Source organism: Kitasatospora sp. NPDC092948, assembly GCF_044754805.1.
Lineage (GTDB): Bacteria > Actinomycetota > Actinomycetes > Streptomycetales > Streptomycetaceae > Kitasatospora.
The window spans coordinates 136,045-154,545 of the sequence record NZ_JBIVPU010000010.1; the positions used below are offsets into that span (position 1 = coordinate 136,045).

Here is an 18,501-nt window from a genome sequence, read left to right on the forward strand (position 1 = left end):
GTCACTCCTCGTTCTCTGTTTCCTCTGCACCCAGCAGGCGGCGGAGCTTGCGCATTCCCTGGTGGACGGTGTCTTTCGTACGTTCCTCGGACATGCCCAGGCTCTCGGCGATCACCGGGTAGTCGTGCCCATGGCCGTGACGCAGGAGCACTGCCGTGCGCTGGATCTCGGGGAGGCGCCGCAGCGCCCGATCCACGTCCTGGCGCTGGCCGAGATCCCTCAGTTTGCCCTGGGCCCGCTCGACAGGCCGGCGACCGCCCTGCAGGTTGCGGGGCGGCTGTCCGGCACCGAGGACGGTCTCGGTGGTGTTCACGATCAGGTTGGCGAGCAGCTTTCGGGCCGCATAGGCCGGATACTCCTTGCGCCTCAGGGCACACCATTGGTCCTTAACCTGCCGCTTCAGCTCCTCAACCGCCCGCAGGGCGCGCTCCTCCTCGTGGAGCCTGTCGCAAGCAAGGTCGAGCCAGACGCCGCTGTACCTGTCGCAGAACGCGTCGTACGACCGTCGCAGTTCTGTCCCCTGGTGGAGGCGCGGCGCCTTCTCGTGCTGATTCACGTATTGATTCCTCCATCGGCCGGCCTCTCTGCCGACCTCAAGTCTTGTTCCGTAGCGACCCGTTCACTCTCCGCATTATCACCATGAAAGCGCATCGGACCATCGCATATGAAGTCGATCACACAACTGAACCTTATGACACCATAATTGACGATCATTCAAATGATGAATCGTCAATTACCGCTCGGAGACGATCGAACTGGAGGCGTTGAGTGGCAGGCCGTGGCACTCGGTGGCGAACCCCACAGCTTCGCCTTGATTGCCCGCCGGGAGCTGTGGGCATAGTGGGAGGAAGTCACGCCGAGGACTGGGGGGAACTGATGGCGGACGAAACCACGGGAAGCGACGACACACCCGGTGCCGAGGTGACCCTCGACATCCACCGCCCGCACTCCGCGCGGATGTACGACTACTTCCTCGGCGGCACCACCAACTTCGAGCCGGACCGGACCGCCGCCGCGCAGACCCTCGCGGTGTTCCCCAACGCGCCGGTCGCCGCCCGCGCCAACCGGGCCTTCATGCGCCGGACGACCAGAATGCTGGCCCGGCACGGCATCACCCAATTCCTCGACATCGGCACCGGCATCCCCACCTCGCCGAACCTGCACGAGGTCGCCCAACAGGTCAACCCCTCCTGCCGGGTGGTCTACGCGGACAACGACCCGATCGTGCTCACCCATGCGCGGGCGCTGCTGCGCAGCACGCCGGAGGGCCGCACCGCCTACATTCAGGCGGACGTGCGTGACCCGGAGCACGTGCTCGACGCCGTCAAGATGACCGGGGTGATCGACCTGGACCGGCCGGTGGCGCTCAGCATGAACGCGCTGCTGCACTTCGTCTCGGACGGCGACGGCGCGTACGAGATTGCCGAGGTGTTCAAGCGCAGGCTGCGCGCGCCCGGGAGCGCCTTGGTGCTGTCGCACATCACCCCCGACTTCGCGCCCGAGGAGACGGCTCGCGGCGTCCGCGCGTACCGGGCGTCCGGCACGTACGTCCAGACTCGCGCCCAGGCCGAGTTCGCCCGTTTCTTCGAGGGCTGGAAGCTGGCCGACCCCGGCATCGTGTCCACCCCGCGCTGGCGTCCGGACGCCGAATCCGCCCGGATCGAAGTCACCGATGCGCAGGCTTCCTGCTACGGGGCGGTGGCGTTCCGTCCCTGAGCCCGTGAACGGCGTCGGGCCCGGCCGCTGCGGAGAGCAGCAACCGGGCCCGAGGTGTGGAGAAGGTCAGCCCACCGACGAGTAGGCGATGATGCCGCGGCGCATGCCGTCGACGGCCTTGCGGGCGGTGCGGCGGAGTTCGACGTTGTCGCCGGCGGCGTCCTGGATCTGGCCGAGGACGTCGATGAGTTGCTTGGTCCAGCGGACGAAGTCGCCGGCGGGCATGTCGGCGTCGCGCAGCACGGCGTCCAGGTCGTGGCCGAGCGCCCAGCGGTAGGCGGCCCAGGCGAAGCCCAGGTCGGGTTCGCGCTGGCCGACGCCCTCGGCGGTGGAGATCTTGTGCTGTTCCTCCAGGGCGTCGAGTTTGCCCCAGATGCGGACCATCCGGCCGAGTGCGTCCTTGGCGCCGCCCTCGGGGACGCGGGGGGCGGTGGCGTCGTCGGACTGCCGGGCCTCGTAGACCAACGCGGAGGCGCAGGCGGCGAGTTCGGCGGCGGCGAGGCCGTCCCAGATGCCTTCGCGGATGCATTCGGAGGCGAGCAGGTCGAGTTCGCCGTAGAGCCGGGCCAGGCGCTTGCCGTCGTCGGTGACGGTGTCGCCGCTGAGGTAGCCGAGCTCGGTGAGCAGCCCGCAGACGCGGTCGAAGGTGCGGGCGATGGTGTGGGTGCGGGAGCGCATCCGGCGTTCCAGCAGTTCGGTGTCGCGGTGCAGGCGGTAGTAGCGCTCGGACCAGCGGGCGTGGTCCTCGCGTTCGTCGCAGCCGTGGCAGGGGTGCTGGCGCAGGGCGACCCGCAGCCGGGCGATCTCGGGGTCGTCGGCGGCGGCGGCGCGGCCCTTGCGGTAGCGCTCGGGTTCGAGGTGGCCGGCCTTGGTCCGCAGCGCGGAGGCGAGGTCGCGCCGGGACTGCGGGCTGCGCGGGTTGAAGGACTTGGGGATGCGCATCCGGTCCATGGCGGCGACCGGGTACGGGAAGTCGATCATCGCGAGGCGCTTGACCTGGCGCTCGGCGGTGAGCACGACGGGGCGCGGCCCGTCCTGGTAGTCGGGGTGGCGGGGGCCGGTGCGGCCGTGCCGCCCGCGGACGTCCGGCGGCAGGCCGGGGTCCAGGACGAGGGCGAGGCCGGCGAACTTGCCGGTGGGGACGTGGATGATGTCGCCGGGCTTGAGCTGCTCGATGGAGTCGACGGCGGCGGCGCGGCGCTGCGAGGAGCCTTCGCGGGCGAGTTCGTTCTCGCGGTCCTTGAGCTGCCGGCGCAGCGACATGTATTCGTCGAAGTCGCCGAGGTGGCAGGTCATCGACTCGCGGTAGCCGTCCAGGCCTTCTTCGTTGCGCTGGACCTGGCGGGCGATGCCGACCACCGAGCGGTCGGCCTGGAACTGCGCGAAGGAGGTCTCCAGCAGTTCGCGGGAGCGGTGCCGTCCGAACTGGCCGACCAGGTTGACGGCCATGTTGTAGGACGGGCGGAAGGAGGACTTCAGCGGGTAGGTGCGGGTGCCGGCCAGGCCGGCCAGCGCCTCCGGGTCGAGGCCGCGCTGCCACAGCACCACGGCGTGGCCCTCGACGTCGATGCCGCGGCGGCCGGCCCGGCCGGTGAGCTGGGTGTACTCGCCGGGGGTGATGTCGGCGTGGGTCTCGCCGTTCCACTTGACCAGCTTCTCCATGACCACCGAGCGGGCGGGCATGTTGATGCCGAGGGCGAGCGTCTCGGTGGCGAAGACGGCCTTGACCAGGCCCTTGACGAAGAGTTCCTCGACGACTTCCTTGAACCGGGGCAGCATGCCGGCGTGGTGGGCGGCGATGCCGCGCTCCAGGCCGTCGAGCCACTCGTAGTAGCCGAGCACGTTGAGGTCCTCGTCGGGGATGTCGCGGCAGCGTTCCTCGACGAACTGGCGGACGGTGAGGCGGTCGGCGTCCCGGTTCAGGCGCAGGCCGGAGTTGAGGCACTGCTGGACGGCGGCCTCGCAGCCGGCCCGGCTGAAGATGAAGGTGATCGCGGGGAGCAGGCCCTCGGCGTCGAGCCGGTCGATGACGTCGACCCGGCCGGGCGTCCACACCCGGCCGGGGCGGCCGGTGGGCATCGAGCGGCCGCGGCCGCGGGCGAACCTGTCGCGGCCGCGGTCGGACTCGGAGCGGGCCAGCCGCACCAGTTCGGGGTTGACCGCCTTGGCGGGGTTCTTCAGGCTGCCCTTGGGGCGGCCGTCCCGGTCCGGGCTGGCGAACAGGTCGTACATCCGGTTGCCGGCCATCACGTGCTGCCAGAGCGGCACGGGACGGTGCTCGGAGACGATGACCTCGGTGCCGCCGCGGACGGTGTCCAGCCAGTCGCCGAACTCCTCGGCGTTGGAGACGGTCGCGGACAGCGACACCAGCGTCACGGATTCGGGGAGGTGGATGATGACCTCCTCCCAGACGGCGCCGCGGAAGCGGTCGGCGAGGTAGTGGACCTCGTCCATCACCACGTAGCCGAGGCCGTCGAGGGCGCTGGAGCCCGCGTACAGCATGTTGCGCAGCACCTCGGTGGTCATCACGACCACCGGTGCGTCGCCGTTGACGGAGTTGTCGCCGGTGAGCAGGCCGACCTTGGCCTGGCCGTAGCGCTTGACCAGGTCGCCGTACTTCTGGTTGGACAGCGCCTTGATGGGCGTGGTGTAGAAGCACTTGCGCCCGGCGGCCAGCGCCAGGTGGACGGCGAACTCGCCGACGATGGTCTTGCCGCTGCCGGTGGGGGCGGCGACCAGGACGCCCTTGCCGCTCTCCAGCGTCTCGCAGGCGCGGAGCTGGAAGTCGTCGAGCGGGAAGTCGTACAGCTGCTTGAAGCCGTAGAGGGCCGTTGCCTGCTCCTTGGCGCGCTCGCGGGAGGCCGCGTACCGCTCGGCGGGGCTGAGCTGCTCTTCGGGCGTGGGGTTGCCGTGCACTGGCGTCACCTTTTCTTCCCGTGGGTGTGGCTGGACGGGGGCGCAGACGGCGACGCCTGCGGCTGCGGGGCCGTGGCCTGGAACGGCGACGGGGCGCAGCGGGTGCTTGGGGTGTGGTGATCGAGCATCTCAGCCTGAGATTACCCGCCTGGAGTGACATCAACATCAGACTTTTCCGGCAGCTGAAAGCGGGCCGGGCGGAGCGTGCGAAGCGTGAGCGGGCCGCTGCCCGGGGTGATCGGAAACGGGCCGTGGGACGACATGGAACGGGGCATGGGGTATGGCGTGTGGCATGGCGTGGGACGCGGCGCGGGCGATGGCGTGGGGCGCGGTGGAACGGGCGGGAAAACCGGGTGCGGGTCGAACTCGCGTTCCGCTAGCGTCCTGCCCGTGGCCAAGTTGAACCAGATCATCGCCGTGGAAAAAGGCGTCAAGTCGAAGTCGTTCCAGGAGCTGACGCAGGCTCACCAGGATCTGCAGAAGCCCGCCCTGCTGGCCGGCATCTCCCGGGCGTACCAGCCGAAGGACGAGGAGGGCGAGCAGTTGCCGCCCGAGTCGACCAGGGTGCAGGTCAAGGCGGAGGACGTGCTGCGCACCACCGCCGCGACGCTCACCCGGCTGTTCGACGTCACCGCGACGAAGGACTGGGCCAACACCGAGGCCCGGGCGGACGTGGTGGTGGACGGGCGGACGCTGGTGGCCGGCGCGCCCGTCACGTACCTGCTGTTCCTGGAGAAGCAGTTGACCGACCTGCGGACGTTCGTCCGCAAGCTGCCGGTGCTGGACGCCGCCGAGTCCTGGTCGCACGACCCGTCCTCGGACGCGTGGAAGACCGAGGCGGTGCGCACCATCCGCACCAAGAAGGTGCCGCGCAACCACGTGAAGGCGGAGGCGACGGAGAAGCACCCGGCGCAGGTCGAGGTCTACTACGAGGACGTCGCGATCGGGTACTGGACGACCGTGAAGTTCTCCGGCGCGCTGCCGGCGCGGCGGGTGAACGAGCTGCTGGAGCGGGTGGAGAAGCTCCAGCAGGCGGTGCAGTTCGCCCGTGAGGAGGCGAACGCCGCGGAGGTCACCGACCGCCGGGTCGGCGACGCCGTGTTCGGCTACCTGTTCGGGTAGCCCCAAGAGCCCCCCGGGTGAGACCGGGGGTGGCGCGAAAAGCGCAAGCTGACACTGAAGTTGAAGCTGACTTCGGGGTACACGGTGGAGGTTCGAGTCCTCCCCCCGGCACCAACGCGCGCCGGGGTGGCCCAACTCGGCAGAGGCAGCCCCGTCAATCTCAGACTCTCGCTCAAGTCTCAGCATTCGCCGCCGAGCGCCGGATCGACCGGCCGAGGGCCGGTGACGTCGGATGCGGGTTCGACTCCCGCCTGCACCTCTCCCTGGTGCGGTAGCTTCAATGGCAAAGCACGACGTCGTGAGAGTGACCCTCGGCCTTAAACGTGCCGGCGCAGAACAATTGGGTGGCACCTCAGGGGCCCGGGAGCTGGATACCGCTCCCGGGCCCCGTCACGTTCCGGGGCCCGGTCGGGTTCCGGGGCCCCGTCAGGTTCCCGGTGGTGGTCGACCTTCCCGGCGGCCGACGTTCCAGTGGTCGACGTTCCAGTGGTCGACGTTTCCGAGAAGTGTTCACATCCTGAGTTTCAAATGTCTTCAAGTGGTCGCGGCTTCGACCGTTTTCGATCGGAACACGACCAGCTTCGAACGATTTCGGTCAACACTCGGCCGAACTGCGATCCGGTTCCTACAGTCGTGCCGACCGACCCGGCCACGACAGCAGAAGGACAGGCAATGGCGAACCTCGAGACCTCGCTCAAAGAAGCCATGACCATCGAAGGCGCCATCGGGGTTGCCCTGGTGGACTACGGCAGCGGGATGGCGCTCGGCACCCTCGGCGACGGCGGGGAGATCGACCTGAATGTCGCCGCGGCCGCCAATACCGACCTGGTGCGTGCCAAGATGCGGGCGATGGAGATGCTCAACCTCCACGACGACGGCATCGAGGACATCCTGGTCACCCTGACCGGGCAGTACCACCTGATCCGCCCGCTGACCACGGCCGGCGGACGCGGCCTGTTCCTCTACCTCGCGCTCAACCGCAGCCGGTCCAACCTGGCGATGGCCCGGCACCAGTTGAAGCGCATCGAGGCGTCCCTGGAGGTCTGAGCGCGGGGCGGCGGCCCGCGGGCCGCCGGAAACAAAGGGGAGGAAGCATGCCCGTACCGCTGTACCAGGCCAAGGCCGAGTTCTTCCGGATGCTCGGCCACCCGGTCCGGATCCGAGTGCTCGAACTGCTCCAGGCCGGGCCGACGCCCGTCCGGGACCTGTTGCCCGAGCTCGACGTCGAACCCTCCAGTCTCTCCCAGCAGTTGGCCATCCTGCGCCGCTCCGGCCTGGTCACCGCCACCCGGGAGGGCTCCACCGTGGTCTACGCACTCGCCGGCGCCGATGTCGCCGAACTGCTGCGCACCGCCCGCCGGATACTCACCGAGCTGCTCGCCGACCAGGGCATGCTCCTGGAGGAGCTCCGCGCCGCCCGCTGACACCCCGACGGGCCACCCGCCGGCACTCGGGGTGGCCCGCGAGGGCTGCCCGCCCGGGCGAGTTCGAGCGCGAGTTCGGGACGAGAACCGAACTCGCGCAACCACATGCAACCACTCGACCACTCCTCCTGCTCGACACCTTCGCCCCCCCGGGCGTTCCGCGGGCGTCCCCGGGGTGTCCCTCCAGGCATCCCCCGGTCGCGGTTTATGTTGTGTGACATTTCACAGGTCATACTTCTAGCCGAACCCACCCCTGCCCGGCAACCATCGGCGGGTGACCCACACCGACCCCTTCCTCGCGCTGAGCGCCGCCGCCGGCCGCTTCAGCTACGGCTCGCCCCGCGCGGTCACCCTCGCCGCCGATGCGAGCCGCGCCCTGTTCCTGCGCTCCGCCGGACCGACCGACCCGGTCGAGCGCCTGTGGAGCTACGATCTGACGACCCATCAGGAATGCCTGGTGGCCGACCCGTCGACGCTCGCTCCCGACCGCACCGGCGCGGTCGGGAAGCTGCCTCCGGTGGAGCGCCGGCTGCGCGAGCGGATCCGGGTGTGGGCGCCCGGCATCGGCTCGTTCGCCGCCACCACCGACCTCGGCACCGCGGTCTTCGCCCTCGACGGCCGGCTGTTCCACTGCGACACCACGACCGGCGACTGCACCGAACTCCCCGTCGCCGGGCCCGCGTTCGACCCGCGCCCGAGCCCGGACGGCTCGCTGGTCGCGTACGTCGCCGACGACGCCCTGCACCTGACGCCGACCGATCCGACCGGCCGGGCGGACGGGGCAACCGCCCCGCGCAGCCGGACGGAGGGCAGGCTCAGCCCGGCGGACGGCGCGCGCTGGGGCGTGGCGGAGTTCGCGGCGGCCGAGGAGCTGGGCCGTTCCCGGGGGCACTGGTGGTCGCCCGACGGCGCCGCGCTGCTGGCCGCCCGGGTGGACGAGTCGGCGCTGCCGCTGCGGCACCTCGGCGACCCGGCGCACCCCGAGCAGGCGCCGGATTCGTTCGCGTACCCGCAGACGGGCGGCCCGAACGCGGACGTCCAGCTGTGGGTGCTGCCGCTGAACGGCGGGGGCACGCAACTGCGCTGGGACGACGCCGAGTTCCCGTACCTGCTGGCGGCCGACTGGGACGGCGGCGGGGAGATCCTGCTGACCGTCGCGGACCGGCTCCAGCAGCGGGTGCTGCTGCTGACCGCCGACCCGGTCACCGGCGTCACGCGCGAACTCTCCCGCACCGAGGACGAGTTCTGGGTCGACCCGCTGCCGGGCACGCCGCAGCGGCTGCCCGACGGCCGGGTGCTGACCTCACTGGACACCCCGGCGGCCCGCGGGCTGGCGCTGGACGGCAAGGCGCTCACCGACGAGCGGCTCCAGGTGCGCCGGGTGGTCGGCCCGTGGCAGGGCGGCCTGCTGGTCGAGGCGGGCGACGGCGACCCGGCCGACCAGCAGGTGTTCCTGCTGGACCCGGACGGCGGCGCCCCGCAGCGGCTCACCGACGGCCCGGGCGTGCACACGGTGGCCGCGCACGGTGACGGCGTCCTGCTGCTGACCGAGGCCGGCCCCGACGGCGTCCGCCGCACCTGGCACCACCACGGCGCCCGCACCGCCTTCCCCGACCTGTCAGCCGAACTCCCCTACCGGCCACAGCCGTTGCTGCGACGCGTCACCGAGCACGGGCTGCCCTCGGCGGTGCTGTACCCGCGCGACCACGTCGCGGGGAACCGGCTTCCGGTGCTGCTGGACGTCTACGGCGGGCCGGGCTACCAGGCGGTCGCCAACGAGCCGCGCCGCTGGCAGCTGAAGCAGTGGTGGGCCGACCGGGGCTTCGCGGTGGTGACCGTGGACAACCGCGGAACGCCGTTCGTGTCACCGGAGTTCACCCGGGCGATCTTCCGTCGCTTCTCGCAGGTGGCGATCGACGACCAGGTGGCGGCGCTGCACGCGCTGGGCGCGGCGCACCCCGATCTGGACCTGACCCGGGTGGGCGTGCGCGGCTGGTCGTACGGCGGGTACTTCGCGGCGCTGGCGGTGCTGCGCCGTCCGGACGTGTTCCACGCGGCGAGCGCGGGTGCGCCGCCGACCGACTTCCGGCTGTACGACACGGCGTACACCGAGCGGTACTTGGGCCTGCCGCAGGACAACCCGGAGGGGTACGCGGCGGACTGCCTGCTCGCCGACGCGCCGTCACTGCGCCGTCCGCTGCTGCTGATCCACGGGCTGGCGGACGACAACGTGCACCCGTCGCACTCGCTGCTGCTGTCGCAGGCGCTGACCCGGGCGGGCCGCCCGCATGCGGTGCTGCCGCTGCCCGGGGTGAGCCACATGCTGCCGGACGGGGAGCTGGAGCGGGTGGCCGCGGCCGAACTCGCGTTCTTCCGCGAGAAGTTGGGCCTCCCGGCGGAGCGGGGACTCCCGGCGGATTTCCAGGAGGAGTTGGGCGCCACCCCTTCCGCCTAAAGCATCACATGTGAAATATTACAGGCCATTCCTTTACCTCCCCCTTCCATCAAGGAGAAGGTCACTTGCGCAGACTCCCCACAGCCCTCCTGGCTGCGCTGACCACCGGCGCGATAGCCCTGACCGCCACCCCCGCGCAGGCCCAACCGCCGTCCACCACCGCGCAGTCGGCGCCGACCGAGGGCCGGGAGGCCCCGCCGTCGCCGGTGCCGCCGCAGGAGCGGGCCCGGCAGGCGCTCAAGGCGCAGGCCATGGCGCAGGTCAACCAGGGCCAGGTCGCCAAGAGCGACAAGGGCACCACCCCGGCCAAGGTGAAGATCGGCAACGACTACGTCCAACTCGCCCACCAGCGCACCGACAAGGTGTTCGTGATCCTCGCCCAGTTCGGCGACCAGGTCGACAACACCACGCTGTACGACGGCAAGCCGCGCTACGGCGGCACCCCCGGCCCGCAGCACAACCGGATTCCGCAGCCGGGCACGAACGACACCCACACCTACTGGCAGAGCGACTTCAGCCGCGACTTCTACCAGAAGATGTTCTTCGACGACACGCCCGGCGCGAACTCGATGCGCAACTTCTACCGCACCCAGTCCTCGGGCCGGTACGACATCGAGGGCACCGTCACCGACTGGGTCACCCTGCCGTGGAACGAGGCCCGCTACGGCTCCAACAAGGGCCCGCAGGGCGGCGGCGGTTGGACGCAGGCGCAGGAGTTCGTCCGGGACGCCACCAAGGCCTGGTACGACGGCGAGATCGCCAAGGGCCGTACCGCGGCGGACATCAGGGCGCAGCTGTCGCAGTACGACGTCCAGGACCGCTACGACTACGACAAGGACGGCGACTTCGACGAGCCGGACGGCTACCTCGACAACGTGATCGTGGTGCACGCCGGCGTCGACGAGACCTGGGGCGGCGGAGCGCAGGGCGGCGACGCCCTGTGGGCGCACCGCAGTTGGACCTTCCCCGACCCGTCCGGGCAGACCGGCCCGGCGGGCAACCGGATCGGCGGTGCGCCGGTCGGCGACACCGGGCTGTACGTGTACGACTACGTGCAGGCGGGCGAGAACAGCGGGGTCGGCCTGTTCTCGCACGAGTTCGGGCACAACCTGGGCCTGCCGGACCTGTATTCGACCAACGGCGGCGACAATGCCGTCAGCTTCTGGTCGTTGATGTCCTCGGGCTCGTACCTGGGCCGGGGGAAGAACACCACCGGTGAGTTCCCGGGCGATCTGGACGCCTGGAGCAAGCTGCAGATGGGCTGGCTGAACTACGACGAGGCGCAGGCCGCCACGCGTTCCAGCCACACCCTGGGCGTGTCCGGGTACAACACCGATCAGGCGCAGGCCGTGCTGGTGCACCTGCCGCCGGGTTCGACCACGACGACGCTGGCCGACCCGTTCGAGGGCGGCGCGCAGTGGTGGAGCGACACCGGCGACAACATGGACGCGTCGCTGGCCCGCACCGTGGACCTGACCGGCGCCTCCGCGTCGGCCGCGCTGGACGCGGCCGCCTGGTGGGACACCGAGCAGGACTACGACTTCTTCACCGTGGAGGCCTCCGCCGACGGCGGCCGGACCTGGACGCCGCTGCACGGCACCGCCGACGGGCGGCCGATCGGCGACACCAGCGCCAACACGCCGGGGCTGAGCGGCAGTTCGGGCGGCTGGCAGCAGCTGCACATCCCGTTGGACGGGTTCCTGGGCAAGCGGGTGCAGGTGCGGTTCCACGTCACCTCCGACACCAACACGCACGGCCGGGGCGTGCTGGTGGACGCGGTGAAGCTGACCGCGGACGGCGCGGTGCTGCTGTCCGACGGTGCGGAGAACGGCCCGGGCGACTGGGCGGCCGTCGGGTTCTCGGTCATCCACGGCAAGGACGCCGTCAAGCAGCACCCGCGGGCCTACCTGGTGGAGAACCGCCGGTACGCCGGGTACGGCGCGTTCCTGAAGACCGGGCCGTACAACTTCGGGTACTCGGGTGTGCCGGGCAAGTCCGATGTGATCGACAACTACCCATACCAGGAGGGGGTGTTGGTGTGGCTGTGGGACACCTCCTACGACGACAACAACACCGTTGACCACCTGGGCGGCGGGCTGATCCTGCCGGTGGACGCGCACCCGAAGGCGCTGCGGTTCGCGGACGGCTCGCTCACCAACGGGCGGTCGCAGTCGTACGACGCGACGTTCTCGCTGAAGAAGACCGACGCGTTCACGCTGCACAAGGCGGGCGCGCCGACCAAGGTGGCCTCGGAGCCGGCGGTGCCGGCGTTCGACGACCACCGCGGGGTGTACAGCGACCCGGCGATTCCGCAGCTCGGGGTGAAGGTGCCGGACACCAACACCCGGATCGAGGTGGTCCGCGAGACCCAGGGCGGGAAGCTGACCACGGTGCGGGTGGGCCCGGCGTCCTGAGTTCCGCACCGGCCGACGGCTGCTCCGCTTGTAAAGCTTTCTTTCGAAAGATAGCTTTAGATGCATGAGCGAACAGCCGTCGGCCGTCCGGCTGACCGACCCGCGCGCCCTGCGCGCCTACGCCCATCCGACCCGGATGGCCCTGGTCGGGCTGCTCCGCGTGCACGGGCCGCTGACCGCGACCCGGGCCGCGGAGCTGCTCGGCACCGAGTCCGTCGCCAGCTGCTCCTTCCACCTGCGCCAACTCGCCAAGTACGGGCTGGTGGAGGAGGCCGGCGGCGGGCGCGGCCGGGAGAAGCCCTGGCGGGCGACCGCGGCCTTCACCAGCTGGGACGCCTCCCCCGCCGACCCGGACCAGGCGGCGGCCGTCGACACTCTGCAACGCGCGGTGCTGGACGGCTACTTCGCCCGCGCCGCCGCCTGGCTGGCGCACCGCGCCGAGGACCCGCCCGAGTGGCGCGAGGCGGCCGGCTTCGGCGACACCGTGGTCCGCGTCACCGCCGAGGAGCTCACCGAACTCCTCACCCGGATCGAGGAGTTGACGCTCCCCTACCTGGAGCGCACGGCGGACGCGCCCGACGGCGCGCGCCCGGTCCAGCTGATGCAGCTGGTCGTGCCGACGGACGTGCGCCCGTGATCGCCCGCCTCCGGATACCCGAACTGCTGCGCGAGCCGGCCTTCCGCCGCTACTGGAGCGGACAGACCGTCTCCTCACTGGGCGATCAGATCACCCTGCTGGTGATCCCGCTGATCGCGGTCTCCGCGCTGCACGCCGACGCCGCGCAGATGGGCTACCTGGCCGCCGCCGGCTACCTGCCGTACCTGCTGCTGTCGCTGCACGCGGGCGGCTGGGCGGACCGCTACGGGCGGCGCCGACGGGTGATGATCGCCACCGACCTGGGGCGCGCCGCGGTGCTGCTGACCGTGCCGCTCGCCTGGGCTGCGGGCGTGCTGACGCTGTTCCAGCTGTACGCGGTGGTGCTGGCGGTGGGCGCGCTGTCGGTGTTCTTCAACGTCTGCAACCCGCCGCTGTTCGTCGCGCTCGTCCCCGCCGACCAGTACCTGCGCGGCCACGCGCTGATCAACGGCAGCCGCGCCGCCACCTACGTGGCGGGCCCCGGCCTGGGCGGTCTGCTGGTCCAACTGCTGGCCGCGCCCATGGCGTTGGTGGTGGACGCGGCGTCCTTCCTGGTGTCGGCGCTGTTCCTGCACCGGATCGACCCGGCGGAGCCGCCGCCCGTCGAGGCCGGTCGCGGCTCGGCCGGCGAGGGCCTGCGCTGGATCCGCCGCTCCCCCGTGATCCGGGCCTCGCTGCTGGGCACCGCCACCGTCAACCTGTTCACTTTCGTCATCGGCGCGCTGTTCGTGCTCTACGCCACCCGGGAACTCGGCTTCAGCGCGGGCCTGTTGGGCACGGTGCTGGCCGCCGGCGCGGTCGGCACGCTGCTCGGCGCGGCGGTCACCGGACGGCTGGCCGCCCGGATCGGCGTCGGGCCGGCCTTCCTGTTCGGGCTGGTGCTGTTCCCCGCGCCGCTGCTGCTGATCCCGCTGGCCGGCGGCTCGACCGCCACCGCCGCCGCGCTGCTGTTCGGCGCCGAGTTCCTGTCCGGCGTCGGTGTGATGATCCTCGACATCTCGGCCGGCGCGATCTTCGCCGCCTGCATCCCCGACGCCCTGCGCTCCCGGGTCTTCGGTGCCTACCAGGCCGTCAACTACGGTGTGCGGCCGCTCGGTTCGCTGCTCGGCGGCCTGCTCGGCGCCACCCTGGGCCTGCGCCCCGCGCTCTGGATCGCCGCGATCGGAGCGGTGGCTTCCGGACTGTGGGTGGTTTTCTCGCCGATCCCCCGGCTGCGCGAACTGCCCGCCCAGGACTCGGCGGTGGACCGCGACGAGGCGGCTGACCAGGAAGAACTGATCGAACACCCGGCCTGACCCCGGGGCGCAAGGGGCGCGCACGATAGCGCATTCGGGCATATGCCCGACGGATATGGCTGAAAGTCTCGCCCTGCGGGGGCCCCGCCGGTAGCGTTGCGTCCCGGTCAGACTACCGCAGGTGAAAGCGGTGGCCAGGGACGCACCGTGCACCGCACGGTGGGGAGGGAACGCCGTTCGTGCCCGGGATCGAAGAGTGCCTTGCGGAAGCCATGGGGATCACCGGCGCGCTCGGGGTCAGCCTGGTCGACTGGACCAACGGCCTGGCCATCGGCACCGCCGGGCTCGGCCCCGACGGTGACCACGAGGTCGGGGCGGCCGACGCCACCGAACTCGCCCGGGCCGTCACCCAGACCCCCTCGTTCGCCGACCCGGACTCCGGCGCCCCGCCGGCCGAGGACGTCATCGTCACCTCGGCCGGCACCTACCACTTGATCCGGTTCGTCCCCACCGCCTTCGACGCGAACGTCTTCCTCTACCTCCGGCTGGACCGCGACCACGCCAACCTGGCGATGGCCCGGATCCGTCTCGCCGCCATCGCCGACCGACTGGTGCTCACCTGATGTGGCCCGCCGACACGCTCAGCCCCGCCTCCACCATCGACCCGCACCTCGTCCCGCCGATGCCGACGGTGCCGCCGCTGCTGGTCGCCTCCCCCCTTCCCGCTCCCCAACTGACCGCCGCCGCCCAGCCGTCGAACCCCCGGCCGCGGCACGCCCACGCCACCACCGCCCCGCAGCAGACCCCCCGGCCGCGGCACACCCGGGCCGCCCCGCTGCCCCGCCGGCGGCGGTCCAGCTGCGCACCGGCGACCACCTTCGAGGCGGCGCTCACCGACCTGGCCGCCGAGGGCGCCACCGGCGTCCTGCACGGCCCGGCCGGCGCGGTGCACCTGGCGGCCGGCCTGGTGGTGCACGCCGAGTCCCCGCGCGGGGCGAGCGTCGGCCACCTGCTCACCGGCGCGGGCCGGATCACCGTCCGCGACTGGGAGGAGAGCGCGGTGCTGAGCGGCGGACACCCCGCCGACCACCTGCTCTCCACCGGCCGGATCGGCCGCGCCGAACTCGAACTCGCCCGCCTGGCCGCCACCTTGGACGGCGCCCACGACGCGCTCGCCCAGCACGACGGCGAGCTGCGCTTCGACTCCGCCGTCCGGCCCGCCTTCCGGCTCGCCCGCCCGCTGTCCGTCCTGGAGCTGCGCGGCGCGGTCGGCCGACGGCGCGCCCTGCTGGACGCCTGCTGGCCGGCCGCCGACCTCGACTCCGTCCCGCCGGTCGCCACCGGCGCCGCCCCGGTCCGCCGCACCGCCGTGCCGCGCCACCGGCGGCAGGCGCTGCTGGCCGCCGCCGACGGCACCCGCACCGTGCCCGAACTGGCCCGGCTGCTCGGCCGCACCACCTTCGGCACCCTGCTGGACGTCCGGCAGCTGGCCGCCGCCGGGCTGCTCACGGCCGTCCCCTCCGACCCGCCTCCGGTCACCGGTCCGCTCCCGGCCGTCCGGCCCGCCGTCCTCCCCGCCCCGCCACCGGCCGCCGGGCCAAGGCCGGCGCCGCCGGACGTGCTGCTGCCGCCCGGCCCGCGCTCCTACGACACCTCGGACCCGGAGGTGGGCCTGCTGCTCCGACTACGTGCCGCCCTGGAGGCCCTGTGACCGCCCTGCCCGCCCGCGCCTGCCTGCCGTCCGAGTCATGAAGCGCACCTTTCGTCAACTGACCGCGAGGAGGACGTCCGTGCTGCCCGAAGCCGAGGTCCAGGCCGAACTGCGCGGCCTGCGGTCCCGCGTCCCGCATCTGACGGGTTCGCTGGTCGCCACCGTCGACGGCCTGGTGGTGGCCCACGACACCAGCGCCCTGGAGGCGGAGAGCGTGGCCGCGCTGACCGCCGCGGCGCTCGGCGTCGGCGCGCGGCTCACGGAGGCCACCGGGCAGGGCGCCTTCCTGGAGCTGATCACCCGCGGCGAGCGCGGCTACACGGCGACGTACGCGGCCGGCTCGTACACGGTGCTCACCCTGCTGGCGGGCGCGCAGGCCAACGTCGGCCGGCTGCACCTGGAGGCCCGCCGGGCCGGGGCCCGGATAGCTGCCCTCGCCGACACGGACCTCGACCGCAGCCCGCTCTGACGCTCCTCCCCTCCCCCCTTTGACGCTCGTCTCAGCTCGTGTCAGCTCGTGTCAGCTCGTGTCATCTCCGCACACCCGGTCCGTCGATCCGACGTGCCGTCAATTCGCTCATTCGCTCATCGGAAGAGGTACTTGCTCCATGTCCACCCTGGAAACCGCGCTCAAGGACATCATGGGGTCGATCGAGGGCACCATCGGTGTCGCCCTGGTCGACTACAACAGCGGGATGGCCCTGGGCCTGATCGGCGGCGGCCCGGACCTGGACCTGAACGTCGCCGCCGCCGGCAACACCGACGTGGTCCGCGCCAAGCTGCGCGCGATGGAACTGCTCAACCTGAACGAGGCGATCGAGGACATCCTGATCACCCTCTCCACCCAGTACCACCTGATCCGCCCGCTCACCTCCCGCTCCGGCCAGGGCCTGTTCCTCTACCTGGCGCTGGACCGCAACCGGGCGAACCTGGCGATGGCCCGCCACCAGCTGAAGAAGGTCGAGACCGACCTGGAGGTCTGACGCCCAATCTGCTCACGCTCCGGCGGCGCGGCCGAGCGTGAGCAGGCCCCCGGTGGGCACCCGGACGGCGAGCTCGATCCCGTCCACCGGGGTCTGTGCCCGCGCCACCTCCCCGCCCAGGCAGTCCTGCACCAGCAGCTCGACCCGGCCGGGCGGCCGGTCGAACTCGATCCGCACCAGGGTGTCCGGGTCGGCGTTCGCCACCAGCAGCCGCCGCCAGTCGCCGGTGACGCGCAGCGGCAGCGGGGCGTAGCGACCGAAGGCGAGCGCGTCCGCGCTCCGCGCCTCGATCACCGGGTAGGCCAACTCGGGTCGGTGCGGGCGCAGTTCGCCGCGCTGGAGCAGGTCGCGGTGCTCGGTCATGACGCCCAGCCAGAACTTCAGCGCGGCCAGCTGGTCGGCGCGCTGCGCGCCGAGGTCGACGGAGACCTGGGCGGTGGCGAACAGCACCGACTGGAGCAGCACGGCGATCTGTTCCGGGCTCTCCTGCGGGTGCCAGGTCAGCGGGTCGGCGTGCACGGCGAGCGGCCCGGCGGTGAGGCGCAGGTCGGCGGTGCGGACCCGGTTCTCCACCGCGTTGTGCGGGCAGTCCGCGGCCCGGACCATGGTGGCGTACGGCCACAGGCCGGGCCCGAGGTAGTCCTGCCGGTGCTCGACCAGGACGTCGGGGCGGGTGGCGCGGAGGCGTTCGTCGAGGGCGGCGAGCAGTTTCTGCACGCCTTCGGCGACGGTGGCGCAGTCCGCTTCGGGCGAGGCGGCGTGCGGTGCGGCGCCGGGTGCGGGCCGGCGGGCGAAGGTGTCGACGAAGTCGACCTTCAGGCCGTCGACGCCGTACTGCTCGACGGCGGCGGCGAGCCGTTCGACCTGGTGGGCGCGGACGGTGGCGCTGCGCGGGTCGAGCAGGAAGGTCTCCAGTTGCGGCAGGTGGGCGAGGGTGTGTCCGGCCAGCTGTTGCGCCGCTTCGCTGCGGTCGCCGACGAACGGGACGGCGTGCCACAGCAGGTAGTTGAGGCCGAGGCTGCGGACGCGGGCGACGTGCGCGGCGAAGTCCGGGAAGTCGGTGGGGGCGGGCCGCCAGTCGCCGGTGGTGGCGTAGGAGCGGGTGCGTTCGTCGGTCTGCCAGCCGTCGTCGACGATCAGGGTGCGGAAGCCGAGCGGGGCGGCGAGGGCGGCGAGGCGTTCGACGTCGGCGGCGGCCATCGCCAGGTGCAGCGCGTACCAGGTGCAGAACACCGGCTCGAAGGCGGCGTCGGGGACGGTCCGGACGGGCGCGAGGCCGGCCCACCACCGGGCGGACTCCCGTACGGTGTCGGCGAAGTGACGTCTGCTCAGGTCGATGCGCAGCAGGGCCCGGGGGCCGTCCTGTTCGATCCACCAGCTGTAGCGGCCGGTCTCCTCGACCGCGCCTTCGCCGATGGCGACGGGGCGGACGAGCTCGCCGACGGCGAAGGTGCACAGTGCGCGGTCGCCCGGGCCGACCAGGCTGCCGACGGGTGCGCCCTTGGGCAGTGACGCTTCCCGGGGTGTCGCCCAACTCGGGGGCAGCCAGCGGGCGTTGGTGTTGGGCGTCCAGTAGCCGGTGGCGCCGGTGCAGGGCAGTTGCCACTCGATCCGCAGGCGGGCGTCCGGTTCTGCGGTGACGGCCTCGATCACCAGCACACCGGGGGCGGCGAGTTCGGTCACGGTCACGGCCGGGGCCGTCCCGCTGCCGACCGCCGTCACCCGGACGGCGAGCGGGCCGGCGTCGACGGTGCGGGAGGTCTCGGTGCGGCCGGACGGCGGGGCGGAGCCGTCCCAGGACAGTGCGGTCACGCGGGGTTTCCTTTCACGGGGTGGTCCCGCCCCGGCCGGCCGCGGAAGCGGGAGGACGGCCGGTCGGGGCGGGGGT

At 72.0% G+C, this 18,501-nt stretch carries 15 protein-coding genes; 12 read left to right on the plus strand and 3 right to left on the minus strand.

The window, feature by feature from the left end:
• Window position 1: 1 nt before the first annotated feature.
• Window positions 2-556, minus strand: coding sequence for a sigma-70 family RNA polymerase sigma factor (locus tag ACIQF6_RS26200; RefSeq protein ID WP_400899126.1), 555 nt, complete (start codon window positions 554-556; stop codon window positions 2-4).
• A gap of 320 nt (window positions 557-876) precedes the next feature.
• Between ACIQF6_RS26200 and ACIQF6_RS26205 the strand changes: the two genes are divergently transcribed.
• Entirely contained in the window at window positions 877-1,716 is an 840-nt protein-coding gene (locus ACIQF6_RS26205; protein ID WP_400899128.1) for an SAM-dependent methyltransferase, read from the plus strand.
• A gap of 66 nt (window positions 1,717-1,782) precedes the next feature.
• Here ACIQF6_RS26205 and ACIQF6_RS26210 read toward each other — a convergent pair whose 3' ends face one another.
• On the minus strand, window positions 1,783-4,632 hold the full coding sequence (locus ACIQF6_RS26210; protein WP_400899130.1) for a DEAD/DEAH box helicase: 2,850 nt from the start codon (window positions 4,630-4,632) through the stop codon (window positions 1,783-1,785).
• 390 nt (window positions 4,633-5,022) lie between these two features.
• Between ACIQF6_RS26210 and ACIQF6_RS26215 the strand changes: the two genes are divergently transcribed.
• The 11 genes from ACIQF6_RS26215 (at window position 5,023) to ACIQF6_RS26265 (ending at window position 16,613) form a co-directional block, all read left to right on the plus strand.
• The gene (locus tag ACIQF6_RS26215) at window positions 5,023-5,754 is read left to right on the plus strand and encodes a hypothetical protein (protein ID WP_400899132.1); all 732 of its coding nucleotides are present in this window, start codon (window positions 5,023-5,025) and stop codon (window positions 5,752-5,754) included.
• A 672-nt stretch (window positions 5,755-6,426) separates the two neighbouring features.
• A complete protein-coding gene (locus ACIQF6_RS26220; RefSeq protein ID WP_100584647.1) occupies window positions 6,427-6,801 on the plus strand; it encodes a hypothetical protein in 375 nt (124 codons plus the stop codon).
• A 47-nt stretch (window positions 6,802-6,848) separates the two neighbouring features.
• On the plus strand, window positions 6,849-7,178 hold the full coding sequence (locus tag ACIQF6_RS26225) for a helix-turn-helix transcriptional regulator (RefSeq protein ID WP_033212866.1): 330 nt from the start codon (window positions 6,849-6,851) through the stop codon (window positions 7,176-7,178).
• A 274-nt stretch (window positions 7,179-7,452) separates the two neighbouring features.
• On the plus strand, window positions 7,453-9,633 hold the full coding sequence (locus ACIQF6_RS26230) for a prolyl oligopeptidase family serine peptidase (protein WP_400899135.1): 2,181 nt from the start codon (window positions 7,453-7,455) through the stop codon (window positions 9,631-9,633).
• A gap of 65 nt (window positions 9,634-9,698) precedes the next feature.
• A complete protein-coding gene (locus tag ACIQF6_RS26235; RefSeq protein ID WP_400899137.1) occupies window positions 9,699-12,047 on the plus strand; it encodes an immune inhibitor A domain-containing protein in 2,349 nt (782 codons plus the stop codon).
• A 64-nt stretch (window positions 12,048-12,111) separates the two neighbouring features.
• Complete coding sequence (locus ACIQF6_RS26240; RefSeq protein WP_400899139.1) at window positions 12,112-12,684, plus strand: helix-turn-helix domain-containing protein; 573 nt, start codon at window positions 12,112-12,114, stop codon at window positions 12,682-12,684.
• Window positions 12,681-13,979, plus strand: a complete 1,299-nt coding sequence (locus ACIQF6_RS26245; protein WP_400899141.1) for an MFS transporter — start codon at window positions 12,681-12,683, stop codon at window positions 13,977-13,979. The genes ACIQF6_RS26240 and ACIQF6_RS26245 overlap by 4 nt, the downstream gene beginning before the upstream one ends.
• A gap of 179 nt (window positions 13,980-14,158) precedes the next feature.
• Window positions 14,159-14,542 carry a hypothetical protein gene (locus ACIQF6_RS26250; RefSeq protein ID WP_400899143.1) on the plus strand — a complete coding sequence of 128 codons (384 nt, stop codon included), beginning with the start codon at window positions 14,159-14,161 and terminating at the stop codon, window positions 14,540-14,542.
• On the plus strand, window positions 14,542-15,630 hold the full coding sequence (locus tag ACIQF6_RS26255) for a transcriptional regulator (protein ID WP_400899145.1): 1,089 nt from the start codon (window positions 14,542-14,544) through the stop codon (window positions 15,628-15,630). Before ACIQF6_RS26250 ends, ACIQF6_RS26255 begins: the two co-directional genes overlap by 1 nt.
• Before the next feature lie 37 nt (window positions 15,631-15,667).
• Window positions 15,668-16,099, plus strand: a complete 432-nt coding sequence (locus ACIQF6_RS26260; protein ID WP_400899147.1) for a roadblock/LC7 domain-containing protein — start codon at window positions 15,668-15,670, stop codon at window positions 16,097-16,099.
• Between the two features lie 139 nt (window positions 16,100-16,238).
• On the plus strand, window positions 16,239-16,613 hold the full coding sequence (locus ACIQF6_RS26265) for a hypothetical protein (protein WP_400899149.1): 375 nt from the start codon (window positions 16,239-16,241) through the stop codon (window positions 16,611-16,613).
• Window positions 16,614-16,625: 12 nt separating this feature from the next.
• On the opposite strand, the gene ACIQF6_RS26270 is transcribed toward ACIQF6_RS26265, so the two are convergent.
• Window positions 16,626-18,425 carry a glycoside hydrolase family 36 protein gene (locus ACIQF6_RS26270; protein WP_400899151.1) on the minus strand — a complete coding sequence of 600 codons (1,800 nt, stop codon included), beginning with the start codon at window positions 18,423-18,425 and terminating at the stop codon, window positions 16,626-16,628.
• Between the last annotated feature and the right edge of the window lie 76 nt (window positions 18,426-18,501).

What these genes read in the sequence shown, in the direction of transcription:
- ACIQF6_RS26240 (WP_400899139.1), top strand. Translation starts at nt 12,112, where the DNA reads ATGAGCGAACAGCCGTCGGCCGTCCGGCTGACCGACCCGCGCGCCCTG.
- ACIQF6_RS26255 (WP_400899145.1), top strand. Translation starts at nt 14,542, where the DNA reads ATGTGGCCCGCCGACACGCTCAGCCCCGCCTCCACCATCGACCCGCAC.
- ACIQF6_RS26220 (WP_100584647.1), top strand. Translation starts at nt 6,427, where the DNA reads ATGGCGAACCTCGAGACCTCGCTCAAAGAAGCCATGACCATCGAAGGC.
- ACIQF6_RS26225 (WP_033212866.1), top strand. Translation starts at nt 6,849, where the DNA reads ATGCCCGTACCGCTGTACCAGGCCAAGGCCGAGTTCTTCCGGATGCTC.
- ACIQF6_RS26205 (WP_400899128.1), top strand. Translation starts at nt 877, where the DNA reads ATGGCGGACGAAACCACGGGAAGCGACGACACACCCGGTGCCGAGGTG.
- ACIQF6_RS26265 (WP_400899149.1), top strand. Translation starts at nt 16,239, where the DNA reads ATGTCCACCCTGGAAACCGCGCTCAAGGACATCATGGGGTCGATCGAG.
- ACIQF6_RS26260 (WP_400899147.1), top strand. Translation starts at nt 15,668, where the DNA reads ATGAAGCGCACCTTTCGTCAACTGACCGCGAGGAGGACGTCCGTGCTG.